General features: G+C 44.7%; 14 protein-coding genes. 8 read left to right on the top strand and 6 right to left on the bottom strand.

Features of this window, described 5'->3' with window-relative positions:
- Nucleotide 1: 1 nt before the first annotated feature.
- From HG547_RS03195 to HG547_RS03185, 3 genes are all read right to left on the bottom strand, one after another.
- The gene (locus HG547_RS03195) at nt 2-2,239 is read right to left on the bottom strand and encodes a hypothetical protein (RefSeq protein ID WP_169546984.1); all 2,238 of its coding nucleotides are present in this window, start codon (nt 2,237-2,239) and stop codon (nt 2-4) included.
- 364 nt (nt 2,240-2,603) lie between these two features.
- Nucleotides 2,604-3,644 carry a porin gene (locus HG547_RS03190; RefSeq protein ID WP_321163451.1) on the bottom strand — a complete coding sequence of 347 codons (1,041 nt, stop codon included), beginning with the start codon at nt 3,642-3,644 and terminating at the stop codon, nt 2,604-2,606.
- A 15-nt stretch (nt 3,645-3,659) separates the two neighbouring features.
- Nucleotides 3,660-5,012, bottom strand: coding sequence for an FMN-binding protein (locus tag HG547_RS03185; RefSeq protein ID WP_080612436.1), 1,353 nt, complete (start codon nt 5,010-5,012; stop codon nt 3,660-3,662).
- Nucleotides 5,013-5,198: 186 nt separating this feature from the next.
- On the opposite strand from HG547_RS03185, the gene HG547_RS03180 reads away from it, so the two are divergent.
- From HG547_RS03180 to HG547_RS03170, 3 genes are all read left to right on the top strand, one after another.
- Nucleotides 5,199-6,326, top strand: coding sequence for an FAD:protein FMN transferase (locus HG547_RS03180; protein ID WP_169546983.1), 1,128 nt, complete (start codon nt 5,199-5,201; stop codon nt 6,324-6,326).
- A gap of 162 nt (nt 6,327-6,488) precedes the next feature.
- On the top strand, nt 6,489-8,258 hold the full coding sequence (locus tag HG547_RS03175) for a PhnD/SsuA/transferrin family substrate-binding protein (RefSeq protein ID WP_169546982.1): 1,770 nt from the start codon (nt 6,489-6,491) through the stop codon (nt 8,256-8,258).
- 10 nt (nt 8,259-8,268) lie between these two features.
- On the top strand, nt 8,269-8,868 hold the full coding sequence (locus HG547_RS03170; RefSeq protein ID WP_037425499.1) for a response regulator: 600 nt from the start codon (nt 8,269-8,271) through the stop codon (nt 8,866-8,868).
- 94 nt (nt 8,869-8,962) lie between these two features.
- Here the strand turns inward: HG547_RS03170 and HG547_RS03165 are convergent, their stop codons facing one another.
- Nucleotides 8,963-9,745 (bottom strand): TetR/AcrR family transcriptional regulator, encoded by a 783-nt coding sequence (locus HG547_RS03165; RefSeq protein ID WP_047539632.1) that lies wholly within the window; start codon nt 9,743-9,745, stop codon nt 8,963-8,965.
- A 337-nt stretch (nt 9,746-10,082) separates the two neighbouring features.
- Between HG547_RS03165 and HG547_RS03160 the strand changes: the two genes are divergently transcribed.
- The 5 genes from HG547_RS03160 (at nt 10,083) to HG547_RS03140 (ending at nt 15,256) form a co-directional block, all read left to right on the top strand.
- Nucleotides 10,083-11,603, top strand: a complete 1,521-nt coding sequence (locus tag HG547_RS03160) for a flavocytochrome c (RefSeq protein ID WP_088585876.1) — start codon at nt 10,083-10,085, stop codon at nt 11,601-11,603.
- A 3-nt stretch (nt 11,604-11,606) separates the two neighbouring features.
- The gene (locus HG547_RS03155) at nt 11,607-11,978 is read left to right on the top strand and encodes a cytochrome c3 family protein (RefSeq protein WP_088585877.1); all 372 of its coding nucleotides are present in this window, start codon (nt 11,607-11,609) and stop codon (nt 11,976-11,978) included.
- A 38-nt stretch (nt 11,979-12,016) separates the two neighbouring features.
- The gene (locus tag HG547_RS03150) at nt 12,017-13,150 is read left to right on the top strand and encodes a membrane protein (protein WP_037425559.1); all 1,134 of its coding nucleotides are present in this window, start codon (nt 12,017-12,019) and stop codon (nt 13,148-13,150) included.
- Between the two features lie 109 nt (nt 13,151-13,259).
- Nucleotides 13,260-14,342: a hypothetical protein gene (locus HG547_RS03145; RefSeq protein WP_088585878.1), complete on the top strand. Its 1,083-nt coding sequence runs from the start codon at nt 13,260-13,262 to the stop codon at nt 14,340-14,342.
- Nucleotides 14,343-14,512: 170 nt separating this feature from the next.
- The gene (locus HG547_RS03140) at nt 14,513-15,256 is read left to right on the top strand and encodes a cupin (RefSeq protein WP_037425485.1); all 744 of its coding nucleotides are present in this window, start codon (nt 14,513-14,515) and stop codon (nt 15,254-15,256) included.
- 451 nt (nt 15,257-15,707) lie between these two features.
- Here the strand turns inward: HG547_RS03140 and HG547_RS03135 are convergent, their stop codons facing one another.
- Together HG547_RS03135 and HG547_RS03130 are read right to left on the bottom strand one after the other, a co-directional pair.
- Complete coding sequence (locus tag HG547_RS03135) at nt 15,708-16,040, bottom strand: heavy metal-associated domain-containing protein (protein ID WP_051714064.1); 333 nt, start codon at nt 16,038-16,040, stop codon at nt 15,708-15,710.
- Nucleotides 16,037-16,354, bottom strand: a complete 318-nt coding sequence (locus HG547_RS03130; RefSeq protein ID WP_047540796.1) for a mercuric transporter MerT family protein — start codon at nt 16,352-16,354, stop codon at nt 16,037-16,039. Before HG547_RS03130 ends, HG547_RS03135 begins: the two co-directional genes overlap by 4 nt.
- Between the last annotated feature and the right edge of the window lie 8 nt (nt 16,355-16,362).

The following is a 16,362-nucleotide window of genomic DNA, read 5'->3' as shown; positions in this document are numbered from 1 at the left end:
CTTAAGGTAATGCTGGGAAGGTGGTAACCCACTGCTTATTCACTGGGTCGCCGCTGATGGTCAGATATTCTATCGCGGCAGCTCGCCCTGCCAGCAAAAACCAGCGCTCCTCACGTAATACTTGCAGCAATGGGCGCTGATAAAAATCACTGCCATCACCTTGAATAGCTGGAGCTAACGCTACATTCTGCGCATTTAAAAAACGATAACGGCGCATAAAGTCGGCCACCGTTTGAGTCGTATCCAAATTGGGCAGTTGGGTGATATCAATCAGCCAACCTTGTTTAGGTTGATAGGCAAGCGCTTGCCATTGAGGAGTACCAGTGCAGGCTAAAGTGCTGGCCACACGGATACCATAAAAGTTGCGACGGATGCCATCGGCACTCGTCAGTTGATACTGTATGGACTTATCGAGCTGTTCCACTAAGCTGTTTTCAGATTTGATAGATGTCCATTGCAACGTGTGACCATCGACTTGTGGCGCATCCACCACGCTTAAACGACACACCGCGGCCTGCTCGGAGGTTAACTGTAAACCAACGCCGTATTTGGCCAGCATTTGTGGTTCGAGTAATGCGGGATCATCGGGAATAGAGGGTTGCGGTTGCTCATCGTAACGCGCATACATATCGTCACGGTAAAGCGTTGTCTCATACACTGGGGGATAGTTGATATTTTGCGTGTAATCGTTCATCGGAATAAAACGAACATTTTTAGTCAATTCGCGACTATCCGCAGCAGTATTAACATAAATGGTGAGCGTCGGCGGCTCAGCAGGAAAGCTAAACAGGGTGGTGGATTGATATTGCTCCGATGAGACTAACGCCAACATATTCAGCTCAGCAGGGGTTAACCAATCCGGCCCTGTCGTAGTAGGGGGTTGGTACTTCAGCATAGCGCCTTCACCCCCGTCAAATCGGCCAGTCAACCAAGATGTATTGGTCGCATCCTGCGATGTCAGCAGATAAGTGAAGGGTTTATCGGCAACGGGGGTCAGCTCTAGTTGTAAATCTTGATACTGCAAGGTCACCGTTTTGCTTGGATCTGGCGTCAAGGTCAGTTTGACCAGTTTCGCCCCTTGATAATGGGCTTTAGCACGAAACTCCGCTACCAGATCAAACAGTGTCGAGGGCTCGTTCCAGCCGATAAGCAAATGTTGCTCAAGGGAACGATAAAAACCATCCTTTTCAGGGTAACTGTAACCACCGACCTTAAATAGTTGTATTGGCAGCACGCTGCCATCGGCACTGTGGGCGGTGATATCGGTTAAGTGAAAATCACCAGAGGCTTTTAAACCTGAAACATCATGCTGATAGGCAAGGCTTAGTTGGTCATCACTTAAGTCAAAGTAACCTGCATCAAACGCAAATACCACCTCTTCCGCTAAGGTTTTATTCGCATCTTCTAGCACTAATTCAGGTTGTTTTGGGTACTCTGTTGGCGGGAAATCATAATCAAAATCCACTCGTTGCGACAGGTCACCCAGCTTTCGCTCACTGGGCACCATTATCACATTGCTGCGCATCACACCTTTAAAGCCATAACGCTCAAATGGCGCTTCAGCGACTAAAGCCATCTGCACTAGCCAACCTCGCTCACGCTCTAGCATCAGTTGGCCGTAAATGTTGGCTTGGGCACCGTCACTTTGTACTTGAGCCAGTACATGTGTCTCTGTGACTTTTAACACGGTAAGCTTGGCATTAGCATGGCCTTGATAGGCTGGAAGCGCAACGATAGCGCCCTCTTTAGCGGGTATACTGTTAAGAAAGACCGATGAACTAAATAGCTTTTTAAGCTCCTGCTCCAGTTCAAGCCCCCGCTCAGCCAACTGCGCTTGCCATACAGGCTTGTTGAGTGCGCTAAATGCTTTAACGCTGCCATCGTCTAAATTTAATGTAAATTCAAAACCCTGTGAAAAAATAGCGTGCATTTCAGGGTTCCGTTCAGCCCGTTCACCGCTGCTCACGCCACTCCCTTGACCATCACGCATTTTCATATAATCGACATGCACTTCAAACCGACTATTTGTGCCCGTATCGAGAACCTTATAACGCAATAATTGATGGGATGTGGTATTCACTGTTTCGGTACGACTATCCGTATCGACTGTAATCTTGGTGGAGCTATACACTTGATATGCACGCTCTTCACCTTTTTTAGGATTAAACTCCACATCAGCATCCCCAAAAGAGCAGGCCGATAATAGAAAACAGCTCACTACGCTAACCAAATACTTCATGGTTATTCCTTGTAACTAAATAATTAAACGCCGCATTATGCCCGTTCATGGAACATAAAGAAAATTATTAGGTTATTTTTTACTTATATAGTAGTCATTAGCATAGTATTTTTTCTATGCAGGCTTAACGGCTATTTAGCGTGTCGCTTAATGCTATATCTTTCGAGGGCTGAAGAAGGAGGGAATATTAAATAATTAGAAAAGCACCGAACTCAAAATATCACTAAATAGTGGTTTAAAGCAAAAAATACTGCCAGCGCAACAAAGTAAACACTATGTTGCGAAAATAACAACTAAGCTAAACAATTATCACCTTGCTAAATACAGTACATAACTTAGCAAGGTGACAAACTATTGATAAATTTTAGAAGTCGTAACGCATACCAAGGCTAATAATGGTGTCGTCAAAATCATCATATTGCTTCACATCAAACTGACCGATTTCGGTGTGTAGCCGTGTTGACTTACTTAATTTATATTCAGCACCAATCGCCCACTGAGAGATTTCTGGCACCTCATCAATTAGGGTGTTTTTACTGGCATAAACACGATTCGCGATTAATCCGGTACCGGAGTTATCAAATCCATATTGGGCCTTTAATGATAATTGGCCTAATTGATATTTGGCACTAACGATAACACCATCACCTTCACGCTGTTGCCAATCGGTTTTATCGGTATTCACCAATTTTGAATGTTGTAGCATTGTCGCAAACTGCCACTTATCCCACTTATATTGGACAACGCCACGGTAAGCTTCAATATCTTCCACACCATCACTGTAGGCAACTGCAGCGTACACATCGCCCGTTTTAAAGAACTTATCACCATAGGTAACCGCTAACTGGTAATTACCATTATCACGGCGGTTATCATTATTAGTGTAATGATTGTCCTCCAATAAATAGCTCACACCTAATTGCAACTTATTCCAATGGGCGGATTTGTATTCAAAGGAGTCCCCCCAACGCTTATCACCGGCAAATAAACGGTCATGTTTTAAGGAGTAATTGTCCATTGCATCAGACATCCCCTTAGCCATTTTAAATACCGGATCAATCCGTCCAACCGCTAAGGCACCATAAGTGCTGTGCTTCACACCAATAAATGTTGGACGTGCTGAGAATGGTTTATCGCCACTATCTTGGCTCTCACCATTTACGCCAACCTCAATTTGGTAAAACAGTGAGGTGCTGTCGGTTAATTGGCTAGCGCCTTTAATACCGATGCGCGTAAAGTTATTTTCTAATACGGTGCCGCTTTTATTTTTATGCGTCGCACTGCCGCTATCGGAATTGGTTACCGAATAATCGATACGACCATAAAACTTATGTTCATCGGCCACGGCCTGTGTAGCACATAGCGCCAAGGTAAGCATCGAAATAGCAAATGATTTATTCATCATGTTAAGTATCCAATATTACTGAGCAGGTAAGGCATGTTCATTAATCACGCCATCGGCACGCATTTGCTTGTACAACACATCAGCGAGTCGCAGATAGTTGTCCCAGGCATCTGAACGCTTAGTAAAGCCGGTTTGGGCGTAACTACCGGTATCACCTGCTGCTGGTAAATCATTAATATTGAACAGCGAACCACCCTCTTTCAGATGCGAAGATAAGGCATCAATCATCACGTTAAATCCGATACGCGCGGGTTCAACATAATTAATCGAGTCATATTTGGATTGGCGATAAAATGCTTTCAATGAGGCGTCTTGGATATCTTTCTTCTCGTCAGCAAAGATTTCATCGTAATGGGCATGGGTAATTTTGTGGCTATTTTTATCAACCACTAACCGCAACATCGCGGTAACGCCTGTCCAGCGACCTTTTTCATCGAGCAATTTTTCGGCTTGCTGATAAAAAAGCGCATCACTCGCTCCTGCTTGAATCCGACTATGGATCTTAGCGGTCAAGGGGATCATCGATTGCTGAATGCTGTTTGAGGCGCCAGCAACAATATCAATACCTTTATATTTTAATCGGTTAGGCTCGCTGAGCTGGTTGCCTAACTTAGGATCGTAGTGAGGATTTAACTCAAAGGTAAGTTGGTCTTTTTCCATCATTAACTTTTCCATGGTTAATGCGGATTGTACCCATGCGGTACCTTTCTTTTTGCCCATAGAAAAATTGTATTCAGACATACGCTTAGGCACATTTTGGTAAAGGCGGGTGTAGTAATTCGGACGCCCACTCTCATTAAACTCGGCCAGGATCACATCCTGAAGGTTGTTTGAATCCACTACCACCAACATGCTACCCATATGCCCTTGACGGAAACGGGCTTCTTCAAAGTAGTAATCACCTTTCACTAAGCCTAAACGCGGTTGGATAGACCATTTCAGTTTAAAATCATCATCCCCTGTTTGACTGCGAGCACCCACGCTTTGATATTCAGGCTTACTGCCATCTACACGAGGTAAATCATTGATTGCTTTTAAAATACCATTGGATGAGTAGGTTGCGCCTGAGATGGCATCAATCCCCTCATGACCATTACGGCTCACAATCTCGGGTAGCAAACGCTCAGCATTAAGGTACAGTGACTCGGTTTCTTTATGTGACAGAGTTTTTACCTGAGTGATATTCCCCTGCTCAACCTTAACTTCAAGGGTGATGTCGCTCTTTTTACCCTTACCACTGACATGATGGACGCCATCAATATATTTCCCCTGCGGTGCAGTATTAGCACAACCTGCTAAGGCAAATGTTGCGAATGCAACCGCACTAACCAGCAAACTTTTTTTGAAATGTAATTCAGTTTTCATCATATAACGCTCTTCAACTAATGAACTTGCCGCCAGCATAGACCTCGGAAAGAATTCGACAATTGCGGATAACCGCAATATGCCAACCTCAATTCAAAATAGTTGAGTTAGCTAACACTTTGCTGATTGATTACTGTCATCAACTGAAATTCATGCTACTAATTTAATCGTCATCAAGATGGGGGATGTATGAAATATTTATTATCTTTTACTGTATTAATTTATCTCTTTTTTACGCCAACAATGGCAAATGCGACTTTTTCACCATTCGACTGCAATACCAATGCAACATTTAATTATGAGCACGGAAAAGGCAGTATGAATACGTTAAAATATTTTGGCACTTCCATTACCATTGATATTTATGAGGCAGACAAAAACAAAGCCTACTCAGCATTATGCCATGCACTTAATGTAGTGCAGGAATATCATTATTTAGCATCAAATTTTAGCACTTACCCTGGCTACACCAATATCCAGACTATCAATAACAATCCTGAAAAATTACACCATATCGATGTAAAACTCACCGAATTATTAGCAACGAGTATTGAATGGCATGGCATTACCCAAGGCAGATTTAACGTTGCTTTAGCCCCCGTGTTAGAAGTTTGGCGAAGCTATCGAAAACGTTGCCAACAGGGCGGCACATGCGAACTACCCAGTGATATCGAGTTAGCCAACGCAGCAAAAAACATTGATATAAAACAGATAAAACTCGATGTGAACAATAATACCATTCAAATGAAATCAGGAATGAAGCTGGATTTAGGCGGTATAGCCAAAGGTTGGATGGTTGAAAAAGTGTATGACCAATTAAGAGCCGATAGTATTACTGCCTTTATGATTAATGCCGGTGGAAATATTCGCCATTTTGGCACCCACCCAGATGGCCGCCAATTTATTACAGCAATCGAAAATCCATTAATCCGCAAATATCAACTAGAAAATAAAGATAATATCGAGATTAATAGCGGTGATATTTACCATGAAATCATTCAAGGTGAAGATATAACCATTGTATCGAGTGGGAATTATCTCAATTATTACACTGTGAATGGTCAAGAGTATCATCACATTATTGATCCAACGACACTCTATCCGAAAAATGAAGGTATCTCAGTATCGGTTATTATGAAGAATAAACCCATTCTTGCGGATGTGATTTCAACCAGTTTGTTTTTATTACCGATGCCTGAAGCGCAAGCCTTAATAAAGCGTATTGGCGATATTGAAGCGGTATGGTTTCTGGATGAACAAGGCACCAAAATCGCCACCCCACAATTTGAACAATATCGCGCTAAACTCACCCCTTAGGCTAATGTGTGAAGCGGCTCAATACATCAGCAATCACTAATAGGCATAATATAGCCACTATTTTTGGCCATCAGCTCAGCATAGCGCAGCCTATTTTACAGCGATGCTGTAACGTCGTGTTGTGTTAACCACTAAATGAAATCGCCCAGCCAGGTTTAAATCATGTATCAATTATTCTCTCGATTAATGTTTATCCTGGCCCTTTTTATCGGCTTTAAGCTACCTGCCATTGCCGCCGATAGCCTTACAAATGATCCGGTGCGAATAGGCATAATGGCGTTTAATGAACCCGATGAAGTCATGGCCAATTGGCAGCCTACCGCTGATTGGCTGAGCCAGCAGTTGCATCGTCCGGTACAACTCATGCCATTAACGCCAACCCAATTAGATGAAGCACTCGCTAAGCAACGTATCGACTTTTTAATTGGCAATGCCCTCACCACGGTCGCATTTAAAAAAAACTATGGTACCAGTCACTTACTCACCCTAGTCCATAACCGAGTGCATTCACCCGAACAGAGCATCGGCTCTGCCATCGTCACGCGAATTGACAACAACCTGAGCCAATGGGCACAACTTAAAGATGAAAAGTTAGTATCAAGCGACCCACAAGCCTTTGGCGGATTTCAAATTTTTGCAGCGACTATGGCAACCAAAGGCATCAATGCCTACCGCGATATTCCCCAGCTGCGCTTTATTGGTTTTCCACAGCAAAAACTATTGCAAATGCTGTTATCGGGTGAGGCTGATGTTGCGATATTACCTAGCTGCGTATTGGAAAATGCACAAGAGCGAGGACTCATTCCAGCAAATAAATTAAAAGTGGTCCTTAAGCAACCGCATCCTGATTTTGCCTGCGAAGTGTCCACCCAGTTGTATCCCGGCTACGCCTTAACCAAATTAGGCCATACGGATCATAAACTTGCTACCAAAGTGGTCACCAGCCTGTTGCAAATATCCCCAGAGAGCCAAGCGGCGGTGCAAGGAAGATATCAATATTGGTCGGCTCCCGTGGACGATAGCCCGGTATTTGAACTGTTAAAACAATTAGAGCAATGGCCATTTGTCACTAACTGGCAGCGATTACTGCACAATGCCTTACCTTGGGGTGCAAGCTTCATTTTTGCCTTGCTACTCGGCTATATTCACCACTTAAGGGTTAAACGTTTAGTGGTCAAACGCACCCAAGCCTTATCTGCCGAAATAGCCCATCATCAGCACACCCAAAAAATCTTACTCGAGCAACAACAACAGTTTTATCGCGCCCAACGGGTACTGCTGACGGGCGAAATGGCTTCAGGCATTGCCCACGAGCTTAAACAACCCTTGGCCGGTATTCGCTATCTCACCCAAGGCTGTTTATATCGGCTAGATAGCACCCAAACCGAACTTGCTACCGCGCTCAATAAGGTCATCAACCAAGTCGATAGAGCCCAAACCACGATCCATCGTCTGCGCACATTTTGCCAACAAACCAGTGATTACCAGTCCTGTGATTTACGCGCCGTGATAGAAGAAACCTTGACCTTGATGCAACCTGAATTTCAGCGGCTCAAACTCAGCCCTAAAGTCAACTTACAAACCTTACCCGTATTTGCCGATGCCAGTTTGCTCCAGCAAGTGCTGGTGAATTTATTACGCAATGCCCTAGATGCCATGGAAAACAGCCCCCATAAGTCATTGATTATCGACACAGGTACCACAAGCGAAAGCGTCTATATTCATATCACTGACTCGGGTTGCGGCCTGAGTGATAACGCCCTCGAACGCTTATTCTTTCCCTTTGAAACATCAAAACCCCAAGGGCTTGGCCTAGGCATGGTTATCTGCAAACGCATTATTGAGGAACACAAAGGCAAAATTGAAGCACAGCACGCCGCGCCGGGGTTAACGGTAAAAGTCACCCTGCCACTCAACCAGCCATCAGCTTAAGAGAGCTCAAATGACACCACTTTACCTTGTAGATGATGATCAAGATGTACTGGATTCGTTAAGCTGGATGCTTGAAGGGATGGGGCTTAACTGCAAAGGCTTTAACGCTGCGGATACGTTTTTAAAAAGCGTTGATATCAAGCAACCCGCCGTACTTTTGCTCGACATCAAAATGCCAGGTATGGACGGCGTGGCACTGCTAAGCCATTTAAATCAAGTGCAAAGTGTAATCAGCGTCATCATGCTCACCGGTCACGGCACCATTGCCATGGCCGTAGACTGCATCCAACAGGGCGCACTCAACTTTCTTGAAAAACCGGTTGATGGTGAGAAGCTATTTCAGCTTTTAACCCAAGCCCAACAACATACTGAGCAAAAATGGCATCAACAAAATTTGCAATCAGACATTGCCAATCGACTCGCCACCCTCAGCCAGCGTGAAACGCAGGTGATGGAAGGCATACTGGCAGGGAAAATGAACAAAGTCATCGCGGCGGAGCTAGATATCGCGCAGCGAACCATTGAGTTGCATAGGCAAAAAGTCATGCAAAAAATGCAGGTGAGTAACGCCGCCGAACTTGCTTGGTTGCTAGCCAATCATAAATTTTGAAATTAAGCTTATGATTTAATGAGCCTAATTCTTAGTCGCAGTGAGACAAAGCTCGCTCACTGCGAGTGGAATAAAACCCGAATTGCAGGACGCCCTAACCACACTGACGAGTACAGGGAGATAATGCCTTGGTGTCGGTATTTGATAGCGCGCTACAGGCTGCGCAGGTCATATGGTCACGATAATGTTGGTCAAAAAACTTGATGGTTCTGGCCTCTAACGAATCAAACAGCGCAAAGGTTAACGGCGTTTTCCAATCGTATCGCGCCATCAGGTTTGCCAAATGTCGATAACAGGTTTCACGGCGATCAGATAAGAACTCAGGCGCAATCAATTGACTTTCAAATTGTGTCAGAGCTCCCGTTAGATAAAAGGTAATTCCTTGAACTAATTCTTTTATTTGTAATGGAGTGGCGACTAATTCACCATTCTCAACCGCTAAATGTAATGAGTCTGTAAACCACCCCCAAAAAGCATTAATACGTTTTTTAAAACGTTCAACTTTTTCATCACTCGCCAATTTCCAAACCATGGTATTTACCGACACCGAACGCAGCGTAAAAAAGCTACTACTACGCTTAATGGTTTCAAAGGTAAATAATATCGGTAAAAGCACTTTCTCTTGTGCAGTTAACTCTGGATTCTTATGGATAAATATCGGTAAGTGATTTGATGTTGCACTTCTTAAAAATAAACAAACCAACACATCTTCTTTACGTTCAAAAAACTTATATAAAGTACCTGTAGAACATCCAACCTCATGTGCCAGCTGGGAAAACTTAAATGATACAATACCTTGTGATTCAATCAGCCTTTCAGCCGCATCCAATATTTGATTACAACGTAAAATAGAGAGTGAATCAGATGGACATTTCATTCATTTATTCCAACATACGTAAAAAGTACATTATGTGTTGCTAACAAATAATATTTATAGACAGTAAATAGTTAATCGGGATAAAGGTCACATCCAAACCTCTTAAATACCAACCTTTGTGAGTTACCTCAAACTTACATTTTATCAACAGCATACTTTCATAGATTAAATTATCTTCATCTCGTTCGTTATTAAAGCAATCTACTTCAAAGAAAAGATATTCACGAGATAACTCACGAATAAAATTGTCACTGAAAAAAAGTCGTGACTCACTTCTCCTTAGGCGCGGTTCATAACCTCTATCTTGCTGATAACTGACATAGAGGGTTAACAAAAAATGCATGATAGAAGAAGTTTTTTAAAGCTAGGTGCAGGCGCAGCGGTCGGTGGTATCGCAGCGGCACTACCAAGTGCAGCATCAGCCACTGAATGCGCCTCAAACATTAAATGGGATGAAACTCGCGATGTGATTGTCGTAGGTTCGGGTTTTGCGGGTCTGTCATCCGCACTAAATGCTAAGCGTCAAGGTCTAGGCTCGATACTGGTATTAGAAAAAATGCAGGTGATCGGGGGCAACTCTGCGATCAACGGTGGCTGGTTAGCTATCCCTAAAAACCCAATTCAATTAGCTCAAGGGATCAACGATGACTCGCCCGAAGAGCTGGTGAAGGATCAAATCATTTCTGGCCGCGGTATGCAAAATACCGACATGCTGCGACAAATTGCCAATCGCGCCCTCGATGCCTACCAATTGTGTATCGACACTGGCGTCAAATTCCGCGAAGGCTTTAACCAACAAGTGGGTGGCCACAATAAAGCACGTGCTATCCGCACTCAGCACGGTGTCGGTGGCGATATCACCACTAAACTGTACGAAGCAGGTAAAAAAGAAGGCGTTGAATACCGTTTACAACACTATGTTGAAGACTTCATCATGGATGGCCAAGAGATTGTTGGCTTGAAAGTGCGTCAAAATTATCGCTTTCCGGATCTCAAAACCGGTAAAACGATCTACATCAAAGCCAATAAGGCCGTTATCCTTGCCCACGGTGGTTTCTCACGTAACTTAGTACTACGTGAACTGGTCGACCCTGCATTAGATAAAACCTTAGATTGTACCAATGCACTCGGCGCAACTGGCGAAGTCACGCTAACGGCTATGGCCCACGGTGCTTTTCCGGTTCATATGAGCTTTATTCAAACAGGTCACTGGGGCTCGCCCGATGAAGGCGGCTTTGGCTGGTCAAATGCTCTGCTCTCGATTGGTTTCCATAAAGGAATTTCAGTCAATGTGTTAGACGGTAAGCGTTTTATGAATGAACGCGCCGATAGAAAAACCTGCTCCGATGCCATTATGAAAAACCGTCATCCAGATGGCTCACCCGCCTATCCCGTGGTGTTTTTTAACCATGACGATCATGTTGGTGCAGAAGAAGTGACCCGCGCAGTGCGTGACCAAATCGCTTGGAAAGTAGATAGCCTTGAGCAATTAGCTAAGCAATTCAATATTCCAGTTGCACAGCTCAAACAAACCGTTGCCGAGTACAACAAGCAAGTGCCCCAGCGCATCGACCCTTTATTTGGCCGCATGATGGATACGGCAGTTGAGCTTAAACCGCCGTTTATTGTGTCGCGTATTTGGCCAAAAGTGCACTACTGCATGGGCGGCTTAAAAACCGATTTAGGTGCGCGAGTCATACACAGCCAGTCACTGACCTCCATCAAAAAGCTCTATGCCGTCGGCGAAGCGACAGGCGGAACTCACGGTGGAACCCGTTTAAGTTCAACAGCTTGTCTAGAGTGCTTAACGATGGGAATTATCGTTGCTGAAACCATCAAATCTGACATGCAGGCCTAAATCATGATGAAAACATTACTACTCACACTCGTTGTTGCAACTCTGTTCACTGGCGCAGCCAATGCCGGAGACCTCGTCAAGATGAAAGGCAGCACCCAAGGCAGAACCAACCACGAATTTATCTACCAAGATGGTTGTAAAGGGTGTCACCAAGGTTCGGGTAAACAAAATGCCACCGATGCGGCCTGCGTTGAATGTCATGGCGAAATTACCAGTATTGCGGTGGATGAGTCCAAGCTTGCCATCCCTGAAGCCCATCCACACAAATCACTGCACTACAACGAAGGCGCCAGCTGCTTAGCCTGTCACAGCGAGCATGAGAAAAAGGCTCCAGTGTGCGCTGAGTGTCACCGCACTTGGTTCAAAGAAATGTAATTTAATTTTTATAATACAAAAACTTAAGAAAGGTAATGATGATGAAAAAATCCACCCGGTTTATGTTGTCCATGGTGGCAACCGCTATCGCACTATCTCAAACTAACGCCTTTGCCGCAGAGCAAGAAGATGGCATCAATGTTGGCGGCGCCGTGCGCGTTAACTATGGCTATCGCGATTATGATGAAAAATCGAAGGATAAAGGCGGCGACTTTAACTTCGACATGGCCGCGATTAAATTTGATGGTAAAAAAGGCGATTTCGGTTTAGCGGCGGAATACCGTTTTACCTCAGGCACTAACTACATCAAGTATGGTTATGGCTACTACAACATTGATCCAGACTGGCAACTGCAATTTGGTATCAACAAAGTGCCCTTTGGTAACCGCGAGTTTATCTCTAACAGTTGGTGGTTTGGTCTGCCTTACTATTTAGGCTTTGAAGATGACCATGACATCGGCTTAAAAGCGACCTATGAGAAAAACGGCTGGCACACGGATTTAGCGTTTTATAAAAATGCCGAATACGGCCCAACCGAAAACAAGCGTTATTCAACTGACTTGTATACCGGCACCATCAATGGCACTGAATACAACAACGAAGAAACCAACCAACTCAACGTGCGCCAAACCTACACCGCCGAATACGAAGGTGGCGCAACCACTTTTGGTGGCTCAGTACAGGTCGGCCAAATCTACAACAGCAAAACCGGTAATAATGGCGACCGCTATGCCGTCGCACTGCATGTAGACAGCAGCTACAACGGCTGGAACCTACAAATGCAAGCCATGCAGTATGAATACAATGCTGCAGATGCTATCGACGACAACAAAATTGGCGTATCGGTGGTGAGCTGGCAGTACGAAATCGCCTCAAAAGGCCAAGCCTATAACATCAACATTGCCAAAACGGTTAACACAGATTGGGGCAGCATTAAGTTTTATAACGACTTTGGTTTAATGACGCCTGATGTTGATGACGATAGCTACGACAACAGCATGCAAAACGTCACCGGTATGGCGATTTCTGCTGGCCCAACTTACACCATGATTGACTTTGTCATGGGTAAAAACATGACCTTCTCGACCGCCAATAACGACCACGTTGGCCTACCAGAAGTCGGTAACGATTGGGATAAACGTATCAACATCAACTTTGGTTACTACTTCTAATATTTGCGCAGTTTAGGACGTCCCTCCTCCCTGCCGTTTTAGACTGCTATACCTTTTTTTGCCCTATTCGTTAGGGCTTTTTTTATGCTTTTTTCTTATAGAGTGAACGATGAAACTACAATATTTACCTACACTTGCTGTTTATTTTATCTGTTCATCCTCACTGTATGCCGCCGATGTGCAATTAGGCGGCTTTATTAAGGCCAACACTCGCTTTGTTGAAGGAAATCTAGCCTTTCAAGACAGTTGGACAGGTGGAGGCAAAGTTGTTGAGCACAGCAAACGCACCCAATTTGGCGCCCAAGAAAGCCGCTTTAATTTGACACTCAACACCGATGAGGCCAAAGCCTTTGCCGAAATCGATTTTGTTGGCTCCAGCCAAGGAAATCCGATTATCTCCAACTCCTACAGTCCACGGCTTAGGCATGCCTATATCAGTTATCAAGGCATCACCGCCGGGCAAACCTGGTCAACCTTAGTCAATACCAGTACCTTTGCCGAAACAGCCGATTTAGGCGGGCCATTAGTTGGACAAGCCATGGTAAGACAAGCACTTATCCGCTATAGCACCGAACAATGGCAATTCGCCCTCGAAAATCCCTACACCTACGGCACCCAAGCCCAAACGGATGGGCTAACCAGCATTACAGCAGCCAAACCTGACTGGATTGATACCAGCCATGACTACATCCCAGATATGATTGCCCGCTACAACCAATCCGGCGAGTGGGGCAATGTGTCTCTCTCAGGCTTAGTGCGTTATTTAGATCCAGCGGGCACTTCGCAATGGGCTGGCGGGCTCTCCCTTGCTGCCAAACTCTTTACCTTTGGCCAAGATGATCTGCGCCTACAATTGCACTACGGCCACCTAGGTCGTTATGTCGGCACCGACGCTGCGCGCGATATTATTGAAGGAGAATTAGAAACCTCGACATCAGCCATGTTTGCCTACAGGCACTTTTGGACTGACTACACCCGCTCGACACTCTTTTTTGGACACACAAGCACTGAGAGAGAACAAACGGATCGCAGCCACGTTGGTGTGAATCTGTTTACCAATTTAACCCAAGCACTCACCCTAGGTATTGAAGTGGGCCGCTATCAAATTGAGGATAACAACAGCTCAGCCCATCCCTATGCGCAGCAGGGAATGGCCAACTATGCCCAGCTCAGCATGCAATTGCAGCTGTAAAGCGGCTCAGACGGTAAGATTATTCGCGAGTAGAGTCACGAATAAGTTTGCCACTCAAAATATGCCGTGATCCAATTCACCTTTACCATCAACCAATCACTTTATTGTTAGTCACGTAACAAAATAACCAACACAATATCGCCATTAAGCGATGTAAAAATAGGATTGGAATGATGAAATTAAAAATGCTTTTCGGATTAGCCGCACTAACGTCTACAGCGGTTATGGCTCAAGGCCCACAATGTAACCATGCGCAACTGCCCTATCAACAAATGACGCCAGTGCCGTACGACAGCACGCCCTATGTGCCGCAAAACACCATGCCAGAGCAGTGCAGCAACCCAGAAATCGAAGCCTACATTGCCGATTGGGAAGCAGGCAAAATCGACTTTAACACCATCAAACCCAATGACAGCATTGCTGCAGACCAACGTTTTTGTAAAACCTTGGATGACCACGGTAACGTACTCGAAGCCAAAAACTGCGATCCTAAAAACTCACCAGTGGGTTATATCTGGAAAGAACTCTCAGACAGCCCAATGGTTATCGGTATCACCAATGGTTTGAAATCCGACCATGAGCCACATTTCCATGGTCAACCAGAGTGTTACTACGTGGTCAACGGCACCAGTAAAACACTGGCAAACAATAAATTTGAAACCTTAGCAAAAGGTCAGTACTTCTATATTCCTGGTGCCCATATTCACAACACCCCAATCCTCAATAAAGAAGGTTTAGGTGTGTTTTACTGGTATCCAAACAACGCCCACTTTGATGGATTTAAATACTACTGGCGTAAAGATGTGAAAAACCTACGCGTGGCCGAAGAAGCCTTCGACCGTGTAGATGCCATCCGCAAACGCGACTTAGATTTAGGCCCATACGGCACCAACGAAGCCTTCTTCAAAAAATGATTTAAAAAACCGAAGTAAAACGCTTCAAAAAAAGGGGTTAACACTCAACTGTTAACCCCTTGCCATTCCCCGCTAGCACGATAGTTAACATCTGCAATCCCTAATAAAACTCGTCAACCCAAGCTGTGCGCCTTAATATAAAGCCGCTTAAATGACTTAACTTATTAGGAAATACGCAAAATGGACTTAATATTAACTGTAGCAAGAGCAATCTGAATCGTTTTAAAAAAACCACAACACCACCAGATAAAGCAAGATACGGGTGATAACCAATATTTGCTCCGCGTTGTTAGAAAAACAGCGCCGAATCAATATGAGTTGCACGCCCAAAATCCAGCCTATCAAACGATGTTAGCCACTGACTCAATGAAAACCTTTGCGCGCTTAAAAGCCGTTCTGGAAAGCCAAGATTAGCCTGCTCTAACGACTCACTCGAACGGCTAAAAGTTTCTCAACTCTGCTTTTCAACCTTGTTGATGCTGCCTTTGTATCCAGTGGCATCAACAGCTTTTAGCAGATTGTCGAGGTTATAATCCTCAGCGACTGTCACTACCGCTTGCTCAGTTTTCAAATTGGCTTTGGCCTTAATCACGCCATCGGTTTTGCGCAGGGCTTGATTGACGACGGTAACGCATAATGGGCAAGTCATGCCTTTAACATCGAGTGTGACCAACAGATTGTCTGCCCAAGTGGAGGGCGTAAATCCTAATGATGTGATGGCTAATAGGGTCGATAGTGTGGTTAATCGTGTGGTAAATTCTGTGATACGTGATCGTGGCTTCATTCAAACACCTCAAGCAACCAAGGTAAAACAAAGGGATACAGCTGAAAGGCCAACACAATCGGCACGCTAAGCCAGTAAATGAGCAACATTTGTCCTCGGCTAAACTTGCCGGTACAAAGCGGCTTTTTAGCAAAGTACAAACGCCAAAACCCAAACAAGATAAGCCCGGTTGACAGGATCAACATAGGCACTTGTAACCAACCTAAACTCGATAACCCCGACAGCCCCGCGGCAGAGACGCCAAACACTAAATAGATTAAGGGCGCAATACAACAAAGGCTGGAGGCGATCGCCGCAATCACTGCGGCGGTCATGGTGGCTA

The sequence above is a fragment of the Shewanella sp. DNRA4 genome (assembly GCF_012843185.1).
Taxonomy (GTDB): Bacteria; Pseudomonadota; Gammaproteobacteria; order Enterobacterales; family Shewanellaceae; genus Shewanella; species Shewanella xiamenensis.
This window is presented reverse-complemented; position numbering and strand designations above follow the sequence as displayed.